The organism is Corallococcus macrosporus DSM 14697, assembly GCF_002305895.1.
Lineage (GTDB): Bacteria > Myxococcota > Myxococcia > Myxococcales > Myxococcaceae > Myxococcus > Myxococcus macrosporus.
The window spans coordinates 100,918-126,803 of record NZ_CP022203.1 but is presented as its reverse complement, the minus strand read 5'-3'; the positions used below and the strand labels follow the sequence as shown (position 1 = coordinate 126,803).

General features: G+C 68.7%; 22 protein-coding genes. 6 read left to right on the top strand and 16 right to left on the bottom strand.

Translation table 11 applies throughout. The annotated features are described in order from the left end of the window. Positions 1-192 precede the first annotated feature (192 nt). Complete coding sequence (locus MYMAC_RS37455) at positions 193-417, bottom strand: hypothetical protein (protein WP_239989251.1); 225 nt, start codon at positions 415-417, stop codon at positions 193-195. 716 nt (positions 418-1,133) lie between these two features. Here MYMAC_RS37455 and MYMAC_RS00550 point away from each other — a divergent pair. From MYMAC_RS00550 to MYMAC_RS00530, 5 genes are all read left to right on the top strand, one after another. Continuing rightward, positions 1,134-2,807 (top strand): DUF262 domain-containing protein, encoded by a 1,674-nt coding sequence (locus MYMAC_RS00550; protein ID WP_095956624.1) that lies wholly within the window; start codon positions 1,134-1,136, stop codon positions 2,805-2,807. A 1-nt stretch (position 2,808) separates the two neighbouring features. Then, positions 2,809-4,038 carry a type II toxin-antitoxin system HipA family toxin gene (locus MYMAC_RS00545; RefSeq protein WP_095956623.1) on the top strand — a complete coding sequence of 410 codons (1,230 nt, stop codon included), beginning with the start codon at positions 2,809-2,811 and terminating at the stop codon, positions 4,036-4,038. 241 nt (positions 4,039-4,279) lie between these two features. Then, on the top strand, positions 4,280-6,583 hold the full coding sequence (locus tag MYMAC_RS00540) for a PAS domain S-box protein (RefSeq protein WP_204817293.1): 2,304 nt from the start codon (positions 4,280-4,282) through the stop codon (positions 6,581-6,583). Between the two features lie 42 nt (positions 6,584-6,625). Next, a complete protein-coding gene (locus tag MYMAC_RS00535; protein WP_013936735.1) occupies positions 6,626-7,702 on the top strand; it encodes an amidohydrolase family protein in 1,077 nt (358 codons plus the stop codon). Further along, positions 7,695-8,066, top strand: a complete 372-nt coding sequence (locus MYMAC_RS00530) for a metal-sulfur cluster assembly factor (RefSeq protein WP_013936736.1) — start codon at positions 7,695-7,697, stop codon at positions 8,064-8,066. Before MYMAC_RS00535 ends, MYMAC_RS00530 begins: the two co-directional genes overlap by 8 nt. A gap of 47 nt (positions 8,067-8,113) precedes the next feature. On the opposite strand, the gene MYMAC_RS00525 is transcribed toward MYMAC_RS00530, so the two are convergent. From MYMAC_RS00525 to MYMAC_RS00485, 9 genes are all read right to left on the bottom strand, one after another. Then, complete coding sequence (locus MYMAC_RS00525) at positions 8,114-11,251, bottom strand: efflux RND transporter permease subunit (protein WP_095956621.1); 3,138 nt, start codon at positions 11,249-11,251, stop codon at positions 8,114-8,116. Between the two features lie 14 nt (positions 11,252-11,265). Further along, entirely contained in the window at positions 11,266-12,396 is a 1,131-nt protein-coding gene (locus MYMAC_RS00520; RefSeq protein WP_204817291.1) for an efflux RND transporter periplasmic adaptor subunit, read from the bottom strand. Positions 12,397-12,592: 196 nt separating this feature from the next. Beyond that, a complete protein-coding gene (locus MYMAC_RS00515; RefSeq protein WP_095956620.1) occupies positions 12,593-13,174 on the bottom strand; it encodes a TetR/AcrR family transcriptional regulator in 582 nt (193 codons plus the stop codon). An 80-nt stretch (positions 13,175-13,254) separates the two neighbouring features. Continuing rightward, complete coding sequence (locus MYMAC_RS00510; RefSeq protein WP_095956619.1) at positions 13,255-13,899, bottom strand: glutathione S-transferase family protein; 645 nt, start codon at positions 13,897-13,899, stop codon at positions 13,255-13,257. A 92-nt stretch (positions 13,900-13,991) separates the two neighbouring features. Beyond that, positions 13,992-14,354 (bottom strand): DUF6285 domain-containing protein, encoded by a 363-nt coding sequence (locus MYMAC_RS00505; RefSeq protein ID WP_095956618.1) that lies wholly within the window; start codon positions 14,352-14,354, stop codon positions 13,992-13,994. Next, positions 14,347-15,363, bottom strand: a complete 1,017-nt coding sequence (locus MYMAC_RS00500; RefSeq protein WP_095956617.1) for a phosphotransferase family protein — start codon at positions 15,361-15,363, stop codon at positions 14,347-14,349. Before MYMAC_RS00500 ends, MYMAC_RS00505 begins: the two co-directional genes overlap by 8 nt. Positions 15,364-15,366: 3 nt before the next feature. Next, entirely contained in the window at positions 15,367-16,566 is a 1,200-nt protein-coding gene (locus MYMAC_RS00495; protein ID WP_095956616.1) for an acyl-CoA dehydrogenase family protein, read from the bottom strand. A gap of 41 nt (positions 16,567-16,607) precedes the next feature. Next, positions 16,608-17,381, bottom strand: a complete 774-nt coding sequence (locus MYMAC_RS00490) for an SDR family NAD(P)-dependent oxidoreductase (protein WP_095956615.1) — start codon at positions 17,379-17,381, stop codon at positions 16,608-16,610. Between the two features lie 171 nt (positions 17,382-17,552). After that, on the bottom strand, positions 17,553-18,569 hold the full coding sequence (locus MYMAC_RS00485; protein ID WP_095956614.1) for an isopenicillin N synthase family dioxygenase: 1,017 nt from the start codon (positions 18,567-18,569) through the stop codon (positions 17,553-17,555). 62 nt (positions 18,570-18,631) lie between these two features. On the opposite strand from MYMAC_RS00485, the gene MYMAC_RS00480 reads away from it, so the two are divergent. Next, on the top strand, positions 18,632-19,843 hold the full coding sequence (locus MYMAC_RS00480) for an MFS transporter (protein ID WP_095956613.1): 1,212 nt from the start codon (positions 18,632-18,634) through the stop codon (positions 19,841-19,843). A gap of 15 nt (positions 19,844-19,858) precedes the next feature. On the opposite strand, the gene MYMAC_RS00475 is transcribed toward MYMAC_RS00480, so the two are convergent. The 6 genes from MYMAC_RS00475 to MYMAC_RS00450 all read right to left on the bottom strand — a co-directional run bounded on the left by MYMAC_RS00475 (position 19,859) and on the right by MYMAC_RS00450 (position 25,884). Beyond that, positions 19,859-20,596, bottom strand: coding sequence for an Imm49 family immunity protein (locus tag MYMAC_RS00475; protein ID WP_095956612.1), 738 nt, complete (start codon positions 20,594-20,596; stop codon positions 19,859-19,861). 15 nt (positions 20,597-20,611) lie between these two features. Beyond that, positions 20,612-21,193 (bottom strand): imm11 family protein, encoded by a 582-nt coding sequence (locus MYMAC_RS00470; protein ID WP_095956611.1) that lies wholly within the window; start codon positions 21,191-21,193, stop codon positions 20,612-20,614. Positions 21,194-21,199: 6 nt separating this feature from the next. Continuing rightward, complete coding sequence (locus tag MYMAC_RS00465; protein ID WP_095956610.1) at positions 21,200-21,787, bottom strand: imm11 family protein; 588 nt, start codon at positions 21,785-21,787, stop codon at positions 21,200-21,202. A 9-nt stretch (positions 21,788-21,796) separates the two neighbouring features. Further along, positions 21,797-22,714: a hypothetical protein gene (locus tag MYMAC_RS00460; RefSeq protein WP_095956609.1), complete on the bottom strand. Its 918-nt coding sequence runs from the start codon at positions 22,712-22,714 to the stop codon at positions 21,797-21,799. A 12-nt stretch (positions 22,715-22,726) separates the two neighbouring features. Then, entirely contained in the window at positions 22,727-23,629 is a 903-nt protein-coding gene (locus MYMAC_RS00455; protein WP_239989250.1) for a hypothetical protein, read from the bottom strand. Between the two features lie 260 nt (positions 23,630-23,889). Continuing rightward, positions 23,890-25,884, bottom strand: a complete 1,995-nt coding sequence (locus tag MYMAC_RS00450) for an acetyl-CoA carboxylase biotin carboxylase subunit (RefSeq protein ID WP_095956608.1) — start codon at positions 25,882-25,884, stop codon at positions 23,890-23,892. Between the last annotated feature and the right edge of the window lie 2 nt (positions 25,885-25,886).

The window sequence follows — 25,886 nt, the reverse complement described above, 5'->3', positions numbered from 1 at the left end:
GTGGGCGTGCTGGTGGTGGGCGCAGTGGTGATGCACGTGCTCGTGCTCCAACGCGGCCTACGTGTGTTCGTGACCGTGCAGCCCCCAGCAACCGCAACGCACACGCGTCCAGGACGATGGACACCCCGTGACTCGCGAAGCCCAGCACCAGGGCGCCGCGCACCACCGCCGTGCCGGGAAAGGACTGGCCCGTCAGCCAGACAACCCCCCGCGTGCAGGAACCGGAGCGCCCAGGACCTTGATGCGCACGAGCACAGGCGGGGCCTTGAGCGACAGCCGGTGCGTGGGGTTGTTGTCCACCGCCCAGGCCAGACACGCACCCGCCAGCGCGAGCATGCCCATCCAGTCGCCGCGCAGCCCGCCTTCCTGGAAGCCCAGAACCGCCGCCCCCGCCATCACGAACCCCGCGGCCAGCACGCCCGACCGCCCCAGGTGCTCTTCCGAAGGCGAACAGCGCCAGCAGGATGGTGAAGGGCCCCTCCAGGTTCAGCAGCAGGGACGCCGCCACGCCCGTGGACACCCCCACCGGTCAGCGGATTCCCCTGAAGATGCTCGCCAGCCTCACGTGCTAGACGGGCCCCAACACCATCAGCCGCGAGGGCGTCCAGCGCAAGATGGTGGTGCAGGCCAACGTGGCGGGGCGCGACCTGTCCACGGTGATGGAGGCGGGCAACGAGATTCACGCGCCCATGGGCGTGGTCATCCAGTGAGGGCGCCTATCCTCCACCATCCTCAACACGCGGGTGGTGCCCGTGCTCTTCCAGAACCTGGGCGCGCGCCAAGCAATGCTCGGAGAAGCGAGGGGCGAACCAAGAATCCCAGGGGCCACCGCGCGCCGAGAGGGGGAACGCGGCGCGCGGGGCTCAACTGGGACTTCCACGGCGGTGTCGCTTTTGGGGGAGGCAATCACCGCCGCCGCGTCTCACTCCGAGGAGGAAACGTGGACGGCATGTTGAAGGGCGGCCGGGCGCCCGTCAAGCACGCTCCCCCCCCAAGCTCATAATCCAACATTCACCACCAGTGAATACAGATGATTCCGCTGTCACTGTCCGAACCAGGTGATTCCCGGCGCCCGCCACCGGAAGGCGAGCATCCCGTGCGGGCCGTGTTACAGGCCGAGCAGAGGCAAGCGCATGCAATCCACCCTGACACGGCGTCCCCAGGCGACGGCATTCAGCATCGAGGACCTGTTGGACCGCGTCCGGCGAGGTGAGGTGCGACTGCCCCACTTCCAGCGGCCCCTGCGCTGGGAGGCCGGCGATGTGAGGGATTTGCTCGACAGCGTCTACCGCGGGTACCCCATTGGCACGCTGCTCTTCTGGAAGCGCGAGGCCCCCGCCGCCAGCGTGAGCTTCGGCCCGGTGCGCATCGACGCGCCCTCCCACAGCCAGGCGCTGTGGGTGGTGGACGGGCAGCAGCGCATCACCGCGCTGGCCGCGGTGCTCCTCCACCCGGAGCAGGAGCCCACCGCGCATGACGGCTTCACGCTCTTCTTCGACTTGGACACGCAGGAAATCGTCCCGCTCGCGCCCGGCGAGCTGCCGCCTCCGCACTGGCTGCCGCTCAACCGGGTGCTGGACAGCGAGCAGCTCCTGGGCTGGCTGGACCGCTACCCCGGCCGGGAGAAGAACCCGGAGCACGTCCGCGCGGCCATCCGCCTGGGCAAGGCGGCGCGCGAGTACCAGATGCCCGCGTATGTCGTTGAAGCCGCGGAGGAGAAGACGCTGCGCATCATCTTCAAGCGGCTCAACACCTCCGGAAAGCCGCTCACCGACGACGAGGTCTTCAACGCGCTCTACGGCGGCGCGGCGGGCTCGAGGCTGCCCAACCTGAAGGCGCTGGCCAACAGCCTGGTGGAGCTGGGCTTCGGCCGCGTCGACGAGTCCCTGCTGCTGCGGGCCGTGCTCGCGGTGCGCGGCCTGGACTTCACCCAGGACTTCCAGAAGCAGTTGCGCGAGGAGGACGACCTCACCGAGACGCTGCTCCAGACGGAGGCGGCGCTGCGCAGCGTCATCGTCTTCCTCAAGCGCGACGCGGGCATCCCCCACGGGCGGTTGATGACGAACCCGCTCTACTTCGTGCTGCTCGCGCGCTTCTTCCACCTCCACCCGGAGCCGTCTCCGCGCACCCGGGACTTGCTCGCGCGCGGCTTCTGGCGCGGCACCCTGGTGGACAGCTTCCTGGACAGCCGGGCCCTGTCGCCCCAGGAGCTGCTGGCCGCCATTGGCCCCGATGAGGAGCAGTCCGTCCAGTCGCTGCTGGCGCAGGTGCGGCCGCTCTCCGACGAATGGCTGGCCCAGCACGCGCAGCCCGCCACGTTCGGCCTGGCGCTGCGCTCGCGCGGCATGGCCCTCAACGCCTTGTACGCGCTCCAGCCCCGGCACCTGCGCACCGGCGCCCTGCTGGAGACGCCCCAGCTCTTCAGCGACACCGAGCCCGCCAGCCTCAGCCCCGTGCTCAAGTCGCTCAACGTGCAGGAGCCCGACGCCGAGCTGAAGCTGGACCCCGCGCTCTACCGCTCCTTCCTCTTCACGCCCGCCAACTACCTGCTGCACCCGCCCCTGCCGGGCCTGGCCCTGGTGGACGTGCTGCGCGGTGAGCCCGCCCCGCCGCCCGAGGTCCTCCAGAGCCACGCCATCACCCCCGCCATGCGCGCCACGCTGCGCGAGGGCGGCACGCTCGAATTCCTCATGCAGCGCATGGAGCTCATCGATAGACACATCATCGAGTTCCTGCGCGCCCGCACCCGCTACGAGGAGTCGGACCGTCCGTCCCTCCAATCCCTGGTCGTCGAGGAGGAGGACTGACTTGGAGCCCACCCGCGCCACGGCCGGAATCCTGGACGTCCACCTGGGCGACGTGCACGTCGGCACGTTGACGCTGCTGGAGGACGAGCGCATCGAGTTCGTCATCTCGGAGGAGTACCGCCAGCGCTACCCACGCCCGGTGCTGGGGCAGATTTTCGAGGACGACCTCACGCGCCGGCACACCAGCCGCCTGCGCCTGCCCTCCTTCTTCTCCAACCTGCTGCCGGAGGGCACGTTGCGCGAGCTCATCGCGGAGCGCGAGCAGGTGGCCCGCCAGCGCGAGTTCTTCCTCATCGCCAGGCTGGGCGAGGACCTGCCCGGCGCCATCGTGGTGCGGCCCGCCAGCGTGTTGTCCCTCAGCGGCCTGGAGCCGGTGGAGGAGGACGCCCAGGCGCCCCACGCGCCGCGGGAGCAGGAGCCGCTGCGCTTCTCGCTGGCGGGCGTGCAGCTCAAGTTCTCCATGCTGCGCCGGGACAAGGCCATGACGCTCCCGGCGGGCGGGCGCGGCGGCAACTGGATCGTGAAGCTGCCGGACAACCGCTACGACCGCGTCCCGGAGAATGAGTTCTCCATGATGACGTGGGCCCGCGCCGCCGGCATCACCGTGCCGGAGGTGACGCTGCTGAACGTGGCGGACATCCAGGGCCTGCCCGAGGGCATCACCCTGCGCGAGGACGTGGCCTACGCCGTGCGCCGCTTCGACCGCCCCGAGCCCGGCCGCCGCGTCCACATGGAGGACCTGACGCAGGTGCTGGGGCTGTACGCGGACGAGAAGTACAAGAAGTACAACTACGAGACGGTCGCCAACGTCATCTACAAGGTCGCCGGCCTGGACGCGCTGCATGAGTTCCTGCGGCGGCTGGTGTTCATCGCCGTCATTGGCAACGGGGACGCGCACCACAAGAACTGGTCCCTGCTCTACCCGGACGGCACGCGCGCCACGCTGTCGCCCGCGTACGATTTGGTGTCCACGCTCCAGTACATGCCGGCGGACACGCTCGCGCTCAACTTCGCCCGCTCCAAGCGCTTCGAGGACATCTCCCTGAGCGGCTTTGAACGGCTGGCCCGGAAGCTGGAGCTGCCCACCAGCGACGTGCTGCCCGTGGTGAAGCGCGCGGTGGAGGCGTCGCTCGACACCTGGTCCTCGCTGCAGGCCCAGCTCCCGCTGCCGGAGGAGAGCCGCCACCGCATCGAAGCCCACTGGAAGCGCGTGCCCCTGCTCCAGGGGTAAGGCCTGCCCCACCATGGGTACGATTTCGGAAGACGACGTGTGCTCCACCTGTTGCGCATCTCGTCAGCGCCATGACTCCGAGTATGAGCCGTACCTCACCACGAAATCAGGACATGCAATTTTTCCACAAATAGTGTCTATGTCGTGGAAAGCGCAAAGGCATCTACGAACACCTCGCACGCCATGACCCGGCCTTCCCCCCAAGCCGGCGCTGGCTGCGCCCTGGTTACCCAAGGGAAGCATGTTGACCGAGCAGTGGGCCCAACGCTTCTTCGAGCTGTCCACGGAGCCCTTCGTCCTCCTGGGGCGTGACGGCGTGTTGCTCGAGGTCAATGCTGCCTTTGGCCACATGGTGGGCCTGCCTTTGGCGTCGCTGCGTGGCATGGCATTGCAGGATTTCATCCACGCGGAAGACGCCGCCGCGCTGTCAGTGAATCTGGGTTCAGCGAGCCCCACCCCACATACCTGTCGTTGGCGCCAGCCGGATGGGTCGTGGATGCCGCTGGCCTGGAATGTCGCGATGGGGGCCGGGTCCGAACCGCTCTACTGCCGGGTGCACCCCGCCGCGCCGCCTCCCGTCGCCAGGCCGGTGAAGGAGGCCGCCTCCGCGCCCTGGCCGGAGAGCGACTACCTGCCCTTCGGCCTCTACCTGGTGGACACGCGCACCGGCCAGGTCCAGTACGTCAACCGCCAGTTCTGCCAGCTCTGGGGCATCAGCGCGTGGGAGGGCGCCATCCAGCGGGGCGAGCTGTCCCACGAAGAGGTGATCCACCGCTGCCTCGCGGCGGGCGACGCGGCGGAGTTCCTGCGCCTGTGCGCCTCCCCGGACCAGACCTGCCTGCCGGGGCTGGTGGAGGACGAGGCCACGCTGGCGGATGGGCGCACCTTGCGGCGGCTGTCCGCGTCCTCTTCGGTGGCGGGGGACGCCATGCGCTACCGGCTGTTCGCGTTCGAGGACGTCACCGAGCGCAAGCGCACGCAGGAGGCGCTGCGCCGTTCGGAGGAGAGCTTCCGCAAGCTCATCGACCGGGCGCCCGAGGGCATCTTCGTCCACACCCAGCGGCGCTTCATCTACGCCAACCCCACGCTGCTGCGGGCCCTGGGCTACGACGACCCGGCCGAGCTGCTGGCCAAGCCCATCTGGGCCATCGTCCATCCGGATGACCTGGAGCTGGTGAAGGACCGCGTGAATACCGCGGCCGTGAAGGGCGAGCTGGCGCCGCTGCGCGAGGTCCGCTACCTGCGGCGTGACGGCACCTGGTACGACGCGGAGAGCGTGGGCATCCCCATCGAGTTCGACGGACACGAGGCCGTCGTCGTGATGTCGCGCGACATCACCGAGCGCAAGCAGGCCCAGTCGCAGCTCCTCCAGAACGACCGCATGGTGCTGGCCGGCACGCTGGCCGCGGGCGTGGGGCACGAAATCAACAACCCGCTCACCTACGTCATGGCCAACCTGGCCTCGGCCATGGAGTCCATGAGCCGGCTGGGCGCGGAGCTGTCACGCGCCGGCGAGCGCGGCCCCGGCAGCGTGGCCTGGCCCGCGACGCTGCAGGACACGGAGTCCCTGCTGAAGGAGGCGCAGGAAGGCGCCATGCGCGTGCGCAACATCGTGCGGGATTTGAAGTTCATCTCCCGTCAGGATGAGGAGCGGCGCGAGGCGGTGGACGTGCGGCAGCCGCTGGACTTCTCCATCAACATGGCCGCCAGCCAGCTCCGCCACCGCGCCCGGCTCATCAAGAAGTACGACTCCGTGCCCCGCGTCCACGCGGACGGCTCCCGCCTGGGGCAGGTGTTCCTCAACCTGCTGGTGAACGCGGCGCACGCCATCCCCGAGGGCAACGCCGAGGAGCACCACATCACCGTGTGGGTCCGCGCCGGGCCACCGGGCAGCGTGCTGGTGGACGTGAGCGACTCCGGCTGCGGCATGACGCCCGCGGTGCGCTCCCGCGTCTTCGACCCCTTCTTCACCACCAAGCCCGTGGGCAAGGGCACCGGGCTGGGGCTGTCCATCTGCCACAGCCTCATCCGCAAGCTGGGCGGCGACATCACCGTCCGCAGCGAAGTGGGCCAGGGCACCACCTTCACCGTCACCCTGCCCACCGCGCCGGACGCCGTCAGCGCCGAGCCCGCGCCCGCCGCGCCGCCGACCCACGCCGAGCGGCGGGGCCAGGTGCTGGTGATTGACGACGAGCCCGCGGTGGGCCGCTCGCTGGCGCGCATCATCGGCATGCGGCACCGGGTGACGGTGGTGAACAACGGCGAGGACGCGCTGGCGGTGCTGACGTCGGGCGCGCCCTTCGACGCCGTCTTCTGCGACCTGATGATGCCCGGCATCTCCGGCATGGACGTCTATGAGCGCGTCCGCGAGCGCGGGGACGGCATCGCCGAGCGCTTCATCTTCATCACCGGCGGCTCGTACACCACGCGGGCCCGCCAGTTCCTGGAGCGGGTGCCCAACCTCCAAATCGAGAAGCCCTTCGACGTGGAAATGATTCATCAGAGCCTGGGACAGCTCCTGGGTGCCTCACGTGGTAGCGAATGAAGCCGGGCGAGTGCCCGGCCCAACTGTGAAAGGAGTCCTCGGATGATTGACGGCAACTTCGTCATCGACGCGGTGACACACGCCTACAACCTCCACCCCACCAACTACCGCGCCGGCAAGTACGCCGAGTCGCTCGCGGGGCTCATCTGGGGCCTGCACAGCGGCCTGTCCGGGGACACGCACCGCGTGCCCACGGCGGAAGGCTTCCTGAAGAACTGGTCCGTGCAGGAGCTGGCGCACCTGCTCTTCGTGGAGAGCGGCGTGGACCTGGCGGTGCACCACGTGCTGCCGCTCCAGACGCTGTACCACGACGGCCTGTGCTCCTATGAGAAGACGCTGGAGATTCACCGCAACTATCCCCACCGCTTCCTGGTGTACGCGGGCGTGGACCCGCTGCGCGGCACGGCGGCCCTGGATGACTTGGAGCAGCAGTACGAGACGCTCAAGCCGAGCGGCCTGAAGCTCTACCCGGCGGCGTGGCTGGGCGAGAAGTTCCGCCACACGGGCTGGCGCATGGATGACCCGAGCATCGCCTTCCCGCTCTTCGAGCGGGCGCAGAAGCTGGGCATCAAGAACATCGCCGTGCACAAGGGCCTGCCCATGGGCGCGGTGCCGCTGGAGCCCTACAAGGTGGACGACATCGGCGGCGCGGCGGACGCGTTCCCCGACCTGAACTTCGAAATCGTCCACGGCGGCATGGCCTTCCTGGACGAGACGGGCATGCAGCTCTCGCTGTTCCCCAACGTGTACGTGAACCTGGAGGTGACGGGCGCGCTCATCGTGAAGCGGGAGCGCTGGTTCGCCGAGTCCCTGGCCGCGCTGCTGAAGTGGGCGGGGCCGGACAAAATCATGTGGGGCTCCGGGACGGTGTTCAGCCACCCGCACCCGGCGCTGCACAAGTTCTGGCATGACTTCCAGCTCCCGGACGAGCTGGTGCAGGTGGCGGGCATGCAGGTGACGCCGGAGGTGAAGCGGATGATTCTGGGTGGCAACTACGCGCGCTACGCGGGCGTGGACGTGGAGGCGGTGAAGAAGAACATCGCCAACGACGTGTTCGCGAAGCTGAAGGCGCGCGGCGACCACCAGCCGTACAGCTACAAGGAGAGCCTCTATGAGTGAGCAGGCCCTGCGCGAGCGCATCCAGGACATCCCGGACCCGTGCAGCTGCGCCACGGGCGTGCCGCTGGGCATCGGGGAGATGGGGCTGATTGAGTCGGTGAAGCGCACCGACGGCGAAGTGACGGTGCGCCTGCACATCACCTCGCCCATGTGCATGATGGCCGCCTACTTCATGCGGGAAATCGAGCAGCGGCTGCTGGCGGTGGACGGCGTCACCACGGTGAACGTGGAGTTCGACCAGGAGCTGAAGTGGACGCCGCAGGACATCGAGCCTGGGGCCCGCCAGCGGCTCGCGGACAAGCGCATCACCATGCTGGGTGGCCGCCTGCTGCCGCGTGACGGGGCGCGGCCGCCCCGCTCCTGAGCAGCACCGCGGCGCTGGCGGGTGCGTGCCCGCCAGCGCCGTGTCCGTCAGTGGCTCCCCACGGGCGCTTCCTTCACCGACGGCGCCTCCACGACGGCGTCGCGGCGTTTGAGCAGGCTCCGCACCGCGACGTAGAAGGCCGGCACCAGGAAGATGGCCAGCACGGTGCCGGACACCATGCCGCCGAACACGCCGGTGCCAATGGCCCGCTGCGTCTCCGCGCTGGCCCCGCTGGCCACCACCAGCGGCACCACGCCCAGCGCGAAGGCGAGCGACGTCATCAGGATGGGACGGAAGCGCAGCCGCGCCGCCTCCACCGCCGCCTGGAGTGGCGAGCGGCCCTGCTCCTCCAACTGCTTGGCGAACTCGACGATGAGGATGGCGTTCTTCGCGGACAGGCCGATGATGGTGATGAGGCCCACCTTGAAGAAGATGTCATTCATCAGCCCGCGCGACAGCACGGCGGCCAGCGCGCCGATGAGCCCCAGCGGCACGACGAGCATCACCGACAGGGGAATCGACCAGCTCTCATAGAGCGCCGCCAGCACCAGGAAGACGACCAGCATGGACAGCGCCAGGAGGATGGGCGCCTCCGAGCCGGACAGCCGCTCCTGGTAGGAGAGTCCCGTCCACTCCACCGCGAAGCCCTGCGGCAGCTCGGCGGCGATGCGCTCCATCTCCGCCATGGCGTCACCGCTGCTGTAGCCCGGCGCCGCGGTGCCGGCGATGCGCACGGCGGGGTAGCCGTTGTAGCGGACGAGCTGCATGGGGCCCCGCTCCCAGACGGGCTCGGCCACCGAGGACAGGGGCACCATCTGCCCGCGCACGTTGCGCACCGGCAGCTTGAGCACGTCCTCCACCTGCATGCGGGACTCCGCGCGCGCCTGGAGGATGATTTGCTGCATGTAGCCCTTGTTGGGGAAGTCGTTGACGTACGTGGACCCCAGCGCGGTGGAGATGACCGAGTTGATGTCCGCGAAGGACACCCCGAGCGCCGCCGCGCGCTCGCGGTCCACCTGGATTCGCACCGTGGAGCCGTCCGGCAGCCCCTCCTGGTACGGGAACGCGATGACCTTGCTCTCATAGGCGCGGCGGAGGACGTGATTCATGGCGTCGTTGAGCGCCTGGGTGCCGTGGCCGGCGCGGTCCTCCAGCCGCATCGCGAAGCCCGCGCTGTTGCCGAGCCCGTCCACGGCGGGCGGAATCACATTGATGACCATGCCCTCCCGGGGGGAGGCGAAGCGCGCGCTGGCGGCGGCGACCTCGCCCGGCGCCGTGGCGCCCTTGCGCGCATCCCAGTCGTTCATCATCACGAACATCAGGCCGGCGTTCGCTCCCGAGCCGAAGAAGCCGAAGCCCTGGATGGTGAGCACGTCCTGGATGCCCTCGCGCCCGCCCAGGTAGGACTCCACCTCGCCGAGCACCGCGTTGGTCCGCTCCGCCGTGGCGTCCGACGGGAGCTGCACCGACACGTTGAGGAACCCCTGGTCCTCCTCCGGGAAGAAGGCGCCCGGCAGCCGCCAGAACGCGAAGGCCACCATCGCGAGCACCGCGGCGTACGCGAAGAAGGCCCGGCCCAGGCGCCTCACGATGGCCCCGGTCCAGGCGGCGTAGCGCGCCGTCACCCGCTCCAGCAGCCGGTTGAACGCGCCGAAGAAGCCGCGCTTCGCGGTGTGGCCATGCGCCACGGGCTTCAGCAGCGTCGCGCAGAGCGCCGGGGTGAGCGTGAGCGCGAGGAACGCGGAGAAGAGAATCGACACGGCCATCGCCAGGCTGAACTGGCGGTAGATGGTGCCGACGGAGCCCGTGGCGAACGCCATGGGGATGAACACGGAGGTGAGCACCAGGGTGATGCCGATGACGGCGCCCGTTATCTCCTTCATCGCCTTCTTGGTGGCGTCCAGGGGGGAGAGCCCCTCCTCCGCCATGAGGCGCTCGACGTTCTCCACCACGACGATGGCGTCATCCACGATGATGCCAATCGCCAGCACCATGCCGAACATCGTCAGCACGTTGATGGAGAACCCAGACGCCAGCATCACCGCGAAGGTGCCCAGCAGCGCGATGGGCGCGACGATGGCGGGAATCAGCGTGTAGCGCACGCTCTGGAGGAACAGGTACATCACCGCGAAGACGAGCAGCATCGCCTCGAAGAAGGTCTGCACCACCTTCTGGATGGAGATGCGCACGAAGGGCGCCGCGTCATACGGAATCGTGTACTCCACGCCCGCGGGGAAGGACCGTGACAGGTCGGCCATCCGCTCGCGGATGCGCTCCGAGGTGTCCAGGGCGTTGGCCCCCGGGGCGAGCTGCACGCCGAAGGTGGCCGCGTTCTTTCCGTTCTGCCGGGTGGTGGTGGCGTAGCTCTGGGGCCCCAGCTCCACCTTGGCGAGCTCCTTGAGCAGCACGTTGGAGCCATCCGGGTTGGCCCGCACGATGACGTGCTCGAAGTCAGCGACGTCCTGGAGTTGTCCCTGGAGCATCAGGGGCGTGGTGACCCGCTGGCCCGGCACCGCGGGCGTGTCCCCCAGCCGTCCGGGCGAGGCCTCCGCGTTCTGCGCGCGAATCGCCGCGGCGACCTCGTCCACGGAGATGCCGTGGGAGATGAGCCGCTCCGGGTCCAGCCACACGCGCAGCGCGCGGGACGGCGTGAAGAGCTGGACGCGTCCCACGCCGGGCACGCGCCGCAGGTCCTCCACGACGTTGCGGCTCAGGAAGTCGCCCAGCTCGGCCTCGTCGTAGCGGCCATCGCTCGACAGGAGCGTGGAGAAGAGCAGGAAGTTGGTGGTGGTCGTCTCCACCTGGAGCCCGAGCTGCCGCACCATCTGCGGCAGCCGCGACTCGACCGTCTTGAGGCGGTTCTGGATGTCGACCTGCGCCAGGTCCGGGTCCGTGCCGGGAGCGAAAGTCACCACAATCTGCGCGACGCCCGACGTGTCGCTCGACGACTCGAAGTACAGGATGTTCTTCACGCCGGACAGGCCGCGCTCAATCAACGACACGACGCTGTCGTTCATCGCGGCCGGCGTGGCGCCGGGATAGGTGGCGGTAATCGTCACGCTCGGCGGCGCGATGGACGGATAGCGCTCGATGGGAAGCCGGGGAATGGAGATGGCTCCGGCGAGCACGATGAAGATGGCAATCACCCAGGCGAAGACCGGGCGTTCAATGAAGAATCGTGGCACGGCTCACTCCAGGTTCAGCGCGAGGCCGGGGCGTGCTGCCACTCGACGGGGGTGATTTGCTGGCCGGGCGCGAGACGGTCCTGCCCCTCGACCACCACACGCTCTCCGGCAGAGAGGCCTTCCTCCACCAGGTAGCGTCCGCTGATGATGCGCCCGGCGCGGACGTTGCGCGCCTCGGCGGTGTTGTCCTCACGGACGACGAAGACCTGCGCCTGTCCCTGTGCGTCGTGAAGCACGGCCTGCTGCGGGACGAGCAGCGCGTTGGCGACCTCTCCGAGCACGACGCGCGCCTTGACGAACATGCCCGGCAGCAGCTTCCGCTGCGCGTTGGGGACCAGGGCGCGCACGGTGAGTTCGCCAGACCCGGGGTCGACCGAGATGTCGGCGAACTGGACCCGGCCTCGCTCCGGATAGGGCGCTCCCGTCGAGGCGAGCAGGATGACCTCCGCGCCCCCGTCATCGCCCTGGAGGGACTGCAGGCCCACCGCGCGCTCCACCGGCGACTTGATGTCGACGAAGACGCGGTCAATCTGCTGGATGACGCTCAGCGCCGTGGGGTCCGCGGGGCCCACGAGCGCGCCCTCGTTCACCTGGGAGATGCCGATGTGTCCCGCGATGGGCGCGGTAATCGTGGCGTAGTCCAGGTCGACGCGGGCCCGGTCCAGCGCCGCGCGGGCCCGCGCCACCTCCGCGTTCGCGATGGCGAGCGCGGCCCGTGCGTCGTCGGAGGCCTGCTGGGTGCTCGCCCCCTTCTCGAAGAGGGACTGGATGCGTCCCGCGTGCAGCTCCGCCTGGAGCCGCGCGGCCTCGCTGGCCGCATGGGCCGCCGCCGCGCCGTCCACCGCTGCCCGGAACACCGCCGCCTCCAGTTGGTAGAGCGGCTGCCCCTTCTGGACCGTGTCTCCCTCGGCGAAGCGCCGGCTGCGGATGAGCCCGCCCACCTGCGGGCGGACCTCGGCGACGCGGAACGCGGAGACGCGCCCGGGGAATTCATCATGAAGGACGATGGACTCACCCTGCACCTTCAGGGTGGAGACCTCCTGGACCGGCGGTGCATAGGCCGCCTCCTCCGGCCTGCCTTCACAAGCGAGCAGGGGAAGCAGCGCCGAGGCGAGGAGAAGCCGCGTTGAACGACGGAGAGTCATTGAAGGAACACGCAAAGACATACTTTTCACACAGCACCGCGCCCGGGTCCGCCGGCAACCCGGGCATGAAACGTCACCTGCTCCCGAGCAGATGACATGACGAATGACACAATTCGAGACACAAGGCCGTCACGGGACAGACGAATTCCGGGCTGGGGTATCAGCCGGATGAAGCCACGCGGATGATGAGGGGCATCTACTCCCGGGTGAGCTCCTCGAGACGGCGGATGACCGCGGCTCTGACTTCAGGGCTCATGCCTTTGTCCTCGATGAGGTCCGCGAACCAGAGGCCGTCACAGGCGAGCCGGCAGATGATGGCGTTGATGTGCGCGGGGTCCGTCTTCTCCGGCTGCGACTTGAGGTCTTCCTGCCAGCTACAGCTCCAGCGCTCGCGCAGCTCGGGGTCCACCATCATGCTACTGGTCAACGCCCGCAGGACGCTGTTCTCATGCGCGTCACTGGGATTACCCACCATGGCCCGGAGGTACGCACGGGCTTCCTTCCCTTGGGCCTCCGGCTCCGCCTCGATGTACGCGTGGAACGACTCGATGAACCGCTGGTTCATCTCCTCGAACAGCGCGTCCAGCAGGAGCTGCTTGCTGCGGAAGTGGTGCTGGAGGCCGCCCTTCGTCACGCCCGCTTGCGCGGCGACGGCGTCGAGCGTCACCGCCTGGGTGCCCCCCTGGACGACGAGCTCCGCGGCCGCGCGGAGGAGCTGCGCGCGGATGACCTCCGGCTGCTTCTTGCGTTGGTGGGCGCTCGTCATGTCCTGAAACATGCCGTCCGGACGGATTCTTTTCAACCTTCATTTCGATGCCCGGGATTTCGCCTGTTTTCAGGAGCTTGGAAGGCTTCCGCTCAAACGCGAGGCTGCTGGAACGGCTCCAGTTGGGCCGCCAGGGCTCGCTGGAAGGCGGGCCGGGCCTCGCAGCGTTCCTTGTACGCCTTCAGCGTGGGGAAGCCGTCCAGCAGGTCCGTGTGACGCAGGATGCGGAGCACCGTCACCATCATCAGGTCGCCCGCCGTGAAGCGGTCCTCCAGGTACTCGCGCTCGCCCAGGCTCGCCGCGAGCTCGCCCAGCCGCTTGTTCAGCCGCTCCACGACGGCCGGTCTGCGCAGCTTCGCCCACTCTTCCTGGGCAAAGAACAGGTCCACCTCGGCCAGCGGTTGGATTGCGATTTCAATGGAGTTGAGCGCCGCGAAGAGCCACGTCACCGCGCGAGCCCTGCCCGCCGCGTCCGCCGGAAGCAAGGCGTCACTCTTGTTGGCGATGTGGAGCACGATGGCGCCCGACTCGAAGAGGACGAGGCCCTCATCCTCCAGCACCGGCACCTGTCCGAAGGGCTGGAGCGCGCGGTAGTCCGCCGACGCCTGGACTTTGTTGTCGATGAGCCGCACCTGGTACGGCAGCCCCGCCTCCTCCAGCGCCCACCTCACCCGGAGGTCCCGCACGAGTCCTTGAGCGAACGGCGGTACCCACTTGAACGCGCTGACGGTCATCATGTCGGAAGGTCTCCTGGTCGGTGAGCCGCGGCTGCGAAGCGCCGAATCTCGTCATCCGGCCCAGCGCTCTCAAGCACGCGGCCTGGGCTCCGTCAACGTGATGACGCTCCCGGCAGCGCCTTGGGCGCGCTCTCCCGCACCCGCTGCACCGTCGCGTTCCACAGGAGCTCGCGGGCGTGGGCGTTGTCGTCGAACGCGCCCTGGCGGATGCGGACCGCGAACACACGGTTCAGCGTGGCCAGGTCCCCGTCACGTTCGAGCAACATGGCCAGCGCCCGCCGCTCCTCTTCCTGAGCGCCCATCCCGCTGCGGAGCTGCCGCTCGGCGATGCCCATGGCGTTGGCAATCATCAGCGCGCCGTAGGCCTTGTCCCTGGGCAGCAGGGGCAGCAGCTCGTTGCGCAGCACCTCGCGGGCAATCGCCAGCAGCTCGGCGCCATCGGGACGCTCACGCATGGCCCACCCCCGTCATCCGGAGAATCTCCAGCTCCAGCTCCGGCACGACATGCGCCGTCAACGCCAGCTCCAGGGAGGGCTCCTGCCCCGACACATGGCGCTCGCCCTGCTGGAGGGCAATCACCGCCCACCGGACGTGGGCGTACACTTCCCAGTAGAACACCGCCTCGCGCGTCGGCTCGCGGCCGCTCACGCGCGCATAGCCTCGGAACAGCGCCTCACGGGAGCCGATGCCGCCTGCTTCCTTGTCGACCTGGCCGAAGCGCCAGCAGCGCGCGCAGAACCAGCCCAGGTCCTCCAGCGGGTCCGACCACGCGGCGAACTCCCAGTCCAGCACGGCCGTGAGCCCCGCCTCGTCCACCATGTAGTTGCCCGTGCGGAAGTCCCGATGCGCCAGCACCCACTCCCGCGTGCGCGGCGCGTGCATTTCCAGCCAGCGGAGGCCCCATTCCAGCGCGGGGAATGGCGTGTGGTGCCCGTCCAGGAAGGCACGGAACTCCTCCACGCCCTTCAGCGCGGGAGAAGGCGTGGGCGCCGGCAGGAAGGCCAGGCGCTCCAGGGGCGGGCGCAGGGTGTGCAGCCGCGCCAGCTCCTCGCCGATGCGCTCCGTCAGCCGCTCCCGGTCCCCGCCCAGGGTGGGCTCCTTCATCAGCCGGTGCGCCGCCGCCGTGCCTCGGGCCTTGCGCATCACGAAGAAGTCCCGGCCGAACACGGAGGTGTCTCCCAGCCACAGGGGCTCGGGGACCGTCACGCCCGCGTGGAAGACCTCCTGGAGCAGCGCGAACTCCTGGGCGCGGCTGTGTGACGCGGAGACGCCCGACGGCGCGTCCGCGCGCAGGACGCACTCCAGCGTGCCCTCCAACGGGCCTCCGGTGACGGTGGCCGACAGCAGCCAGTTCTCCTGGATGGCACCGCCCGCGAGCAGCCGGGCCTCGTCGATTCGCACCGCGCGGGCGTCCGCCCTCTGGGCCAGGAAGCGCTCCAGTGCCGTCCTCTGCGCCGCCTGCATGGCTCACACGCCCCACTTGAAGAAGGACGGCCCCTCCGCCAGGTACGCGCGCGACAGCACCTGCTTGTGCACCTCGCTGGCGCCGTCCACCAGCCGGGCCTGCCGGGCGTAGCGGTATATCCATTCCACAAGCGTGTCCTTGGAGTAGCCCCGCGCCCCCAGAAGCTGGATGGCGGTGTCCGCCGCCTTGTGCAGCGTGTCCGCGACGTGAATCTTCGCGATGGAGATGTCCGTGCGAGCGAAGTCCCCCTGGTCCAGCTTCCACGCGGCGCTCATGGTGAGCAGCCGGCCAATGTGGATGTCCTTGGCCGCGTCTCCCAGCATCCACTGCACGCCCTCATGCTGCGCCAGCGTCGAGCCGAAGCTCATCCGCTTCGACACGTACGCCCCCGCCTCTTCCAGACACCGCTTCGCCAGCCCCAGCCAGCGCATGCAATGCGTGAGGCGCGCCGTGCCGAGCCGAATCTGCGTCACCTTGAGGCCGTCCCCCACCTCCAGCAGCCGGTGCGCGTCCGGAATCTCCAGGCCGTCGAACACGAGCTCGCAGTGCCCGCCGTGCTCCTCGGGGCCCATGATGGGGATGCGCCGTTCAATCCGCCAACCCGGCTGGTCCGCGTCGAACAGGAACGCGGTGAGGCCCTTGCGCTCATCGTCGGAGGTGCGCGCAATCAGGATGAAGTGCTGGGCCCCTTCCGCGCCGGTGATGAACCACTTGCGGCCGGTGATGACCCAGGTGTCGCCCCGCCGCGTGGCCTTCGTGTACGTGAGGGACGGGTCGGAGCCACAGCCGTCCGGCTCCGTCATCGCGAAGGCCGAGCGGACCTCGCCGTCGATGAGGGGCTGCAGCCAGCGCTGCTTCAGGTCCTCCGTCCGGAGCACCTTCTCCAGCACCATCATGTTGCCGTCGTCGGGCGGCGCGGCGTTGAACATCACCGGCCCGAAGGGCGAGCGCGCCGCCTCCTCGTAGCAGGCCGCCATGCCCACCACGCCCAGCCCCTGCCCTCCGCGGGACTTCGGCATCTGGAAGGCCCACAGCCCTTCCTCGCGAGCGCGGGCGCGCACCCGGGCCACCACGTCCTCGCGGAGGTTCTCATGCGCGTCGAAGGCGTCGGGCTGCTTCTCCAGCGGCAGCACGTGCTGCTCGACGAAGGCCCTCACACGCTTTCGATGGTCCTCGACCTCGGGCGACAGGGAGAAATCCAATGCGGGCTCCAGGGGTGGCGTGTGACGGGACGGGGCGGGACTCACAGCGTGGAGCAGAGGTGGCCGCCGTCCACCTCCAGCACGCTGCCACTCATGTAGCTGCCCGCTTCCGAGGCCAGCAGCAGCAGCGGACCGTCCAGCTCCCGCATCTGCCCCAGCCGGCGGAAGGGGATGCGCGCCACCAGCTTCTTCGCGGCCTCCCCTTCGAAGAACGCGCGGTTGAAGTCCGTCTCGATGTATCCCGGCGCCAGGGCATTCACCCGAATCCCGTGACGCGCCAGCTCCAACGCCATCGCCTTGGTGAGCTGAATCAGCCCCGCCTTGGACGCGCAGTACGACGACACCGAGCCACTCACCCGCAGCCCCAGGATGGAGGCGATGTTGATGATGCTGCCGGGCTGCGTGTGCTCCACCAACCGCCGAGCCACCTCGCGCGCCACCAGGTAGGCGCCCTTGAGGTTGGTGTCCACCACCGTGTCCCACTCGGCTTCTTCCAGTTGGAGGAAGAAGCGCTGCCCGGACACGCCCGCGTTGTTCACCAGCACGTCCACCACGCCGCCCGTCCGCGCTTCGGCCTCTGCCACCGCCGCGCGCACCGAGTCGGCGCTCGTCACGTCCAGTGACACGGCGTGGGCACGGGCCCCGAGGCTCCGCAGCCGGTCCACCTCGGCGGCCAGCTTGTCCTCGCGGCGGGCCGCCAGCACGACTTCGGCGCCCGCTTGCGCCAGCACCTGCGCGAAGTGCAGCCCCAGGCCCCCGGAGGCCCCGGTAATCAGCGCACGGCGGCCACCCAGGCGAAAGGCAGACGGCGACATGGACGACCTCCGGAAATCACAGGCAAGACAGGGGTGATGCCTTGGAACGCGCCGGTACCCACGGCGTGAAGCCTAGGGAAGCCACCCCGGGGCGTCCATGAGATTATTGGCACTCTGCCAATACAGTGGAAAGTGGGCACTGGCGTGGAGCGCCCGCGTCCGTGGCCCGGCCTACAGCACGCGGCGCACCAGCGCCGGGAACACCTTGGACACCTTGCCCAGCAGGTAGTCGCCGTAGGTGCCCTGGAAGGCGTGGACGCTGGCGCCGTCCCAACGGCGCGCGCGGTCCTCGTCCACGTCGGCGCCGGTGCCACGCGGCAGGGGGTGGACCTCGGCAGCGAAGTCCGGGTCGAAGAAGAGCGGGAAGGACAGCCTGTCCCTGCCGCTCACGTTCTTCACCCGGTGCGGCGTGGAGCGGTACCAGCCGCCCGTCATCCGGTCGAGCATGTCGCCGATGTTGCACACCAGCGTCCCGGGCAGCGGCGGCGCCTCCACCCAGCCGCGCGGCGTCTTCACCTGCAACCCGCCGTGGTCATCCTGCGCCAGCAGCGTGAGCAGGCCGTAGTCGGTGTGCTCGCCCACGCCCCAGCTTTCCACTTCACGTTCAGGCTCGGCGGGATAGTGGAAGACGCGGAAGAGCACCGTCGGGTCGGCCGTGTAGTGCCGCCGGAAGTAGTCCGCGTCCAGGCCCAGGCTCAGCGCCACGCCTTCCATCAGCGCATGCGCGGCGCGCGTGCAGGCGTCCATGTAGTCGAGCACCGCCGCGCGCAGTTCCGGCACCTCCGCGGGCCACAGGTTGGCGCCGTGCAACGGCCAGCCGGCCTTCACCCGTGGGTGCTCGCTCCCCAGCTCCGTGCCCAGGTAGAGCCCCTCCTTCCGGTCCGGCTTCCCCGAGGTCAGCTCGCCCCCGAGCGGGAACCAGCCCCGCCACGCGACGCCACCTTGGGCCATGGCGATGGCCTCCTTCGCGGCCCGAGGCAGCGCGAAGAAGCGGTGGCTCTCCTGCTCCAGCCGCGCCAGCACGTCCGCGGACACGCCGTGGCCCGTCACGTAGAAGAAGCCGCTGTCGCGACAGGCCTGCTCGATTTCCCGCGCGACGCGTGCCCGCTCGGTGACACGGGTGGTGTCGAACAGGGACGCCATGTCGATGATGGGCAAGCCGCCGCGTGCGGAATCCAGTTCAGGCATTGCAGGGAGCCTACACAGGTCTGGACCCCGGCAGGGTGCGGCGCGAGAGTCCGCCTGCCTCCATGACGACGCACTCCCCTCCGGACGCTCCCCACACCGCCCTGTCCACCGGGCTGGTGTGGTTGATGGCCGCCGCCTCGGGCGCCACCGTCGCGAACCTCTATTACAACCAGCCGCTGCTGGGAGACATCGGCGCGGCCCTGGGCGCCTCCGGGAGCGCGCTGGGGCTGGTGCCCATGCTGACGCAGGTGGGCTACGCGGTGGGGATGCTCTTCATCGTCCCGCTGGGTGACAGCCTGGAGCGGCGACGGGTCATCGTCACCATGAACCTGCTGGTGGCGCTGGCGCTCGTGGGCGTGGCGCTGGCGCCGACGCTGCACTGGATGGTGGCCGCGAGCTTCGTCGTGGGCGTGACCACCATCATCCCGCAGCTCCTCGTCCCCTTCGCCGCGCACCTGGCTCCCGCGGCGCAGCGAGGCCGGGTGGTGGGCACCGTCATGAGCGGCGTGCTCATTGGCATCCTCCTGTCCCGGACGGCGGCGGGCTTCGTCGGGACGCACCTGGGTTGGCGCGCCATGTTCTGGATGGCGGCGGGGCTGATGCTCGTGTCGGCCGGGGTGCTGCGCTTCACGTTGCCGTCACAGCCGCCCGTGGCGTCCATGCCGTATCCGCAGTTGCTCCGCTCGCTCATCCACCTGGCGCGCACCGAGCCCGTGCTGCGGCTGCACGCGGTGCTGGGCGCGCTCAGCTTCGGCGCGTTCAGCGTCTTCTGGTCCACGCTGGCGCTGTACCTCCAGAGCCTGCCGCAGAAGTACGACGCGCAGGTGGCGGGGCTCTTCGGCGTGGTGGGCGTGGCGGGCGCCGCCGTGGCGCCGGTGGTGGGCCGCTATGCCGACCAGCGGGGGGACCGGCGCATCAACGCCGGCGCCATCGTCGTGCTGCTGCTATCTTTCGTGGTGATGTGGCCCCTGGGACGATGGCTGTGGGGCATGGCGCTGGGCGTGGTGCTGCTGGATTTGGGCGTCCAGGCGAACCAGATTTCCAACCAGACGCGGGTGTACTCGCTGCGCCCGGAGGCCCGCAGCCGGCTGAACACGCTCTACATGGTGACGTACTTCGCGGGAGGCGCCGCGGGCTCGTGGCTGGGCACCTTCGCGTGGACGCACTGGGGTTGGACGGGCGTCTGCACCTCCGGCGCCGCGCTGTGTGTCGTGGCGCTGCTGGCGCTCAAGCGGGGGCCCCGGGGCCGTGCTCCGGAGGCGGCGGAGACCTGACGGAGGTGGGGCGCGTCAGGGACGCGCCTGGCCTTCCAAGACGGCGGCGGGGATGAGGCGGTAGCGCTCCTGGGTCGGCACGCCCAGGCGGCGTGCCAGTTGGACCAGCGCCGCGCCTTCGATGAAGACGAAGGCCTCCGTCTTGTGGCGGTAGGGGTCGAAGAGGCCGGAGCGCTGCTGGCGCTCGACCCAGGCGGCCTGCTCCTCAATCATTCCGTGGAGGCCCGCGTCGAAAGCGTCGGTGTCTTTCGTGGACAGGGCCTTCACCACGTCGAAGCGGTGGGAGCTTCCGCCCTGGAGCGTCCGCTCGAACGCCGCGAGTTCCGAGTCCAGGTTCGGCTGGGCCAGCACCAGGGCGATGAGGACACCGAAGTAATGGAAGTCCTCCTCGGGCTCCATCCGCTGCATCCACGTCGGCGTCATCGCCGTGGCGATGGACCGGGACAGGCCCCCATTGCCCGCGGCCAGGGCGTCGAAGAGGGGTTCGCCCTTGCTGCGAGCCAGGTAGTACTGGTCGAACTCGGAGCACGCGCCGCGGCGCTTGAGCAGGTTCAGGTAGAGCGTCGCCGCTTGCTCCAGTCCGTCTCGGAAGCCTTCTTCGTCCAACTCCGACAGAAGGAGACCACAGCCGTACTGGCGCCAGAGCGCGGCGGTCTCCAAGGTCAGCTTCGCGTCCGGCTTCGCCGACGACGACTGGAGCCGGGGCATCCGCTGGCCCACCAGGAAGAGGATGTTGTCGAGGACCGAATCCATGGGGGTACCCGGGCGTCAGCCCGGAATCTCCGTGCCTGTGGGGTGAACCGCGAGCCCGGTGAGCCCCGCCTGATGGAAGGCCTCCAGCAGGTCGGAGCGGAGCACCATCATCTCGGGGAACTCGGCCACTCGGAACAACTGCGCATCATCAGGGATGGAACCTTCACGGACACACAGCATCCGGATGTCGCCGATTTCGTCCGGCCCATCCAAACGGTACTTCGAACGCTCCCGGTCTACACAAGGGACACTGCGCAGTGGGTTCGCGATGCAGTAGGGCTCCCTCAACTTGCGACCGCGTTTATCGAGCAAGACAAACGGCAACAACTCCAGCTCCGCACCTATGAGGCCGCGTGCCGCCAGCACCTGCTGCGCTCGCTCTGAGACGTAGAGGACACAATCCGGGTTGCCGATGAAATCCGTGAGCATGTCGCCTGCGCGCTCATAGAGGCTGAGCTCGGTGGTCGGCGGCAGGTAGGGCGCCACGGGGCGGCCCTTGGTGAGATAGAAATAGCGCTCGACCTTGTCAGGCAGCTCAACAATCTGCGCCGCGCGCGGGTCGAGGCCGAACTTCACCGTGAAATAGACATGCGACATGAAATTTCAGCCCTGGATATTCGTCCCAACAGGGTGGACTGCAACCCCAGTAATTCCTGCTTCCTGAAGCGCCGCCAGCAGATCGGACCGAATGACCATTAGCTTGGGCAACTCCGCCAACCGGAAAAGTTGAGCCTGCTCTGGAATCGCATCCTCTCTGACGTGTAGCAACTTGACCTCAACAATCTGATTTTGCCCACCGGTGCGTCGGCGACATTTTGAGCGTTCGAGGTCCAAGCACTCCACCCGCATCAGAGGGTTGGCGATGGCATATGGATCTCGAACTCGACGGCCACGTTTATCCAGCAGAACAAATGGTAGTAGCTCGATCGCACCTCCAATCAGCCCCCTGCTTGCAAGAACCTCCTGAGCTCGCGACGATACGTAGAGCACACGGTCTGGATTGTCGATGAAGTCCGTGAGCATATCACCCGCCCCTTCGTTCAAACTGAGTTCAGCCGAAGGAGGCATATAGGACGCGCAAGGAACACCATCATGGAGATAAAAATAACGTTCAACCTTATCTGGAAGGTCGACAATCTCCACGGCGCGGGCATCGTGCGGATGTTTGAACGTGTAATAGGAATATTTCACGCAAGGCCTCTAGACATCAACAGCACCGAGCTGAACACCAGCCCTCATCTGTTTGACCTGTTCAAGTAGCGATTCAGATAGCTCATTCAATTCTTCAAGAATAGCTGCCTTGAGATCCCTTGGGTGCTGTTTCTCGATCACAGCACGGTCAATCACACCTCGCAGCTCCCGGAGCCGATCTTTGAGCGACGTCTGATACGCCGCATGCGCGGGCACGCCCCACGGGCAGTGGGCCGGCAGGCCCACGATGAGCGCCTCGAACTCCTGCTGCGGTAGCAGGACCATGTTCTTCTCGTTGTGGATGTTCCACCGCGAGATGAGGATGAGCTTCACCACCTGGTCGGAGCGCGCCGGGCTCCCCGACCCTCCCTTGCCGATGACCCACTCCTCGACGGCGCCGACCGGGATGAGGTGGTGGTAGTTGTGCTCGTAGGGATAGAAGGCCCCATGCCCACCCTGGGTCTGATTCTGACGAGGCTGGAACTGAGGCCGGTTCCCCTTCTTCAGCGCCTGATTCGGCACCGGGTCCAGGTGCTTCACCCCGATGTGCCACCCCTCCGGCCCCCGGCGCAGCCAGTAGAGGGACTGCCGCGCTCTGTCGAAGAAGTCCGACAGGGTCAGCTTCCGCTTCGAGTTGTCACTGACGGGGAAGCGCTTCCAGATGCGCTTCTTCGCCTTGCCGCTCAGGCCGAAGTCCTCCTGGACCAGCTTCATCCGCCGGGCAATCGCCTGATGGTCCTTGTTGTAGAGCGCGCTGCGCTCATTCAAGGAGACCTTGTAGCAATTGGACATGTGGTTGCACGGATGGGCGCTCCAACCACCGTTGTCCGTAATCGTATGCCGCCACAGGCACCCGAACCCGGAGGGCCGGTCCGTGTGGTTGAGCGTCTTCGGGTCCCACGCCAGGTGCGTATCGCTGGATGCCATGCCTTCACGCTCCTATGGACGGACAAGCAGCCCCGAGGCCACCGCGCCCTCATCAGACCTCGACCACACGAGAATCTCATCACCGCGCGCGTACTTCCGCACGAACGACCGCGTGGCCACCGCCACGGACACGCCACCGCTGGCCGCCCCGGTGTCCCCCAGCGACACCGCCGGCCAGTGACTCCGGGCCTCGGCCAATACGGAGTCCGCGGGGAGCCGCGCCAGGAGCGTGCCCCACTCCATCGCCCGTGACTCCTCGCCGTTGAGGTCACCGTACACGTCGCCAATCCGCGTCGCCCGGGCCAGCGTCTCCTCCAGCACCCCCACCAACCGCATCGAGGGCGCCGCGCCGCCTCCCCCTCCGACATGCAGCGCCTCGACGCGCGCCTCCACCCTGGCCCCACGCCTTCTCGCCTGACCCGGGTCCTCGACGAGCAACGCCACGGCGGCCTCTCCTGGCATGAAGCCCACGGCGCGCTCCGGCGTCTTCAGCCGCCCCTTCATGGCCAGCCACTCCAGCGCCTCCAGGTCACTCGTGAGGCTGTCCACCCCGACGATGAGCGCCCGCTGGACCTGGCCGGAGGCGATGGCTTCGCCCGCTTCAGCCATGGCCGAGAGGACGGAGACGTGCCCGCGAGCCAAGACCTTCTGAAGCCTTGGCGAGAAGACCAGACCGCTGCGGCGGCTGACCGCCGGAAGGAGCCGCTCTTGGAGCTGCTCCACCATCAGGTCCTGCTCGGGCGTTCGAGGGCCCGAAAGGCCCAGGAAAAATGCGGTGTCCTGCCAGAAGCGGGGGTCCGCTCCCGTGAGCCCCGAATAGATGCACAGGTCCTGGATGGCCTCCTGGACGAGCAGCGCATAGAGGCCCAGCCCCACGAATCCATCCGTGAGTCCCTGGATGGGAAATCCCACCACGGACTCGACGCCGGGCTCATCTCCGGAAGAGACAACCTGCAGCCCCAGTGGGACAGGCCGCGACATTCCGCAGCGAATCGCCGCGCACCCGGAGACCACGTCATGACCCAGAGAGGACACCAGCCCCAATCCGGTGATGGCCAGCGACATGCCCGTATTCTATTCGTACCTCGGACATGGCCAAGCGCGCTCGGACAGCGCGCCCGTGCGCTGCGCTCCTGATGCCGCCTCCTTTCGTTCAAGGGGAGACATCTCTCTTCTCAGGCCGTCTTCTCCGCCGCCAATGCGACGAGGAGCTGCTTCGCCCTCACCTGGCTGCCCACGGACACGTTGAGCTCCGCCACGGTGCCGGTGACGTCCGCCACCACCTGGAACTCCATCTTCATGGCCTCCAGCACCAGCAGCACGTCCCCGGGCTTCACCGCCGCGCCCACCCGCGTGTCCACGCGCAGGATGCGCCCGTCCATCGGCGCAGACAGTCGCCCGCTGCCCACGCCGTCCGACCTCGACGGCGGCCGGAACGTCACGTCCGTCACGGCATGCGCGCCCGCGCCCGAATCCAACCAGAGCGTGTCCCCGTCCCGCAGGTAGCGCGCGCGACCTCGCGTCCCACCGCTGGAGAAGTCGAGCACACCTCCGGACAGCCGCAGCACGGACACGTCGAAGGACGCGTCTCCCACCGTCACGGTGTAGGCCTCCGGGGACACGGGCTGGACGATGACGTCCTCCTCCGCGCCACGGCTCGCCAGCTTCATCCGAACCGGGTGCCGGTACGCCGTGTTCCAGTTCAGCAGCGACGCATCCAACCCGGCCGTGTCCGCCAGCTTCAGGCCCTCGCCGTGGAACAACACCGCCGCCGCGAGCGCCCGCACCTTCGCGTCCGCCTGGTACAGCCCCTCCACCTCCGACGCCGGCGCGTGCTTCGCGATGAACGCCGTGTCGTACTCCCCGGAGCGGAACGCCGCGTGCTCCAGCACGGACAGCAGCAGGTTCTTGTTCGTGGTGACGCCGAACACGGTCAGCTCCCGCAGCGCCTCCACCAGTCGCCGGCGCGCCGTCTCGCGGTCCGGGCCGTGCGCGATCACCTTCGCCTGCATCGAGTCATAGAAGGGCGGAATCTCCTGCCCCTCGCGCACGCCGTGGTCGATGCGCACGCCCTCGCGCGCCGGCAGCGTCCACGTCAGCAGCCGCCCGGCCTGGGGCGCGTAGCCCTTCGCCGGGTCCTCCGCGCAGAGGCGGACCTCGATGGCGTGCCCCGACGCGGAAACCTCCGCCTGCGCCCGGGGGAGCCTCTCCCCCGCCGCCACGCGGAGCTGCCACTCCACCAGGTCCAACCCGGTAATCAGCTCCGTCACCGGGTGCTCCACCTGGAGCCGCGTGTTCATCTCCATGAAGTAGAAGTCACCGCTCGGCGCCAGCAGGAACTCGATGGTCCCCGCCCCCCGGTAGCCAATGGCCCGGGCCGCCGCCACCGCCACCTCGCCCATGCGCGCGCGCAGCGCGGGGCTCACCGCCGGTGACGGGCTCTCCTCCACGATTTTCTGGTGCCGGCGCTGGACGGAACAGTCCCGCTCCCCCAGGTGCACCACGTTGCCGTGCGCGTCCGCGAAGACCTGGACCTCCACGTGGCGCGCGTCGAGGACGGCCTTCTCCAGGATGAGCTCGCCGCTGCCGAAGGCATTCTCCGCCTCCGAGCGCGCCGCGCGCAGGGCCGCCCGGAGCTGCGCCGCCTCGTGCACCAGCCGCATGCCGCGCCCGCCGCCGCCCGCCGCCGCCTTCACCATCAGCGGGAAGCCGATGCGCTCGCCCTCCGTGGCCAGCGCCTCGTCATCCAAATCAGAGGCCTCGTAGCCGGGGATGCAGGGCACGCCCGCCGCAATCATGCGCAGCTTCGCCTGGCGCTTGTTCCCCATCAGGGTGATGGCCTCGGCCTCCGGGCCGATGAACACCAGCCCCGCGTCACGGCAGGCGCGCGCGAAGTCCGCGTTCTCCGACAGGAAGCCGTAGCCCGGGTGGATGGCCTCCGCGCCGGACGCCTTCGCCGCCTCCAGAATCTTCCCGATGACGAGGTAGGACTCCTTCGCCGGAGACGGGCCAATGGCCACCGCCTCGTCCGCCGCCAGCACGTGCGGCGCGGCGCGGTCCGCCTCGGAGAACACCGCCACCGTGCGGTAGCCCAGCCGCTGGCACGTCCGAATCACCCGGACGGCAATCTCGCCACGGTTCGCGATGAGGACCTTCTTGAAGCGCTCCATCG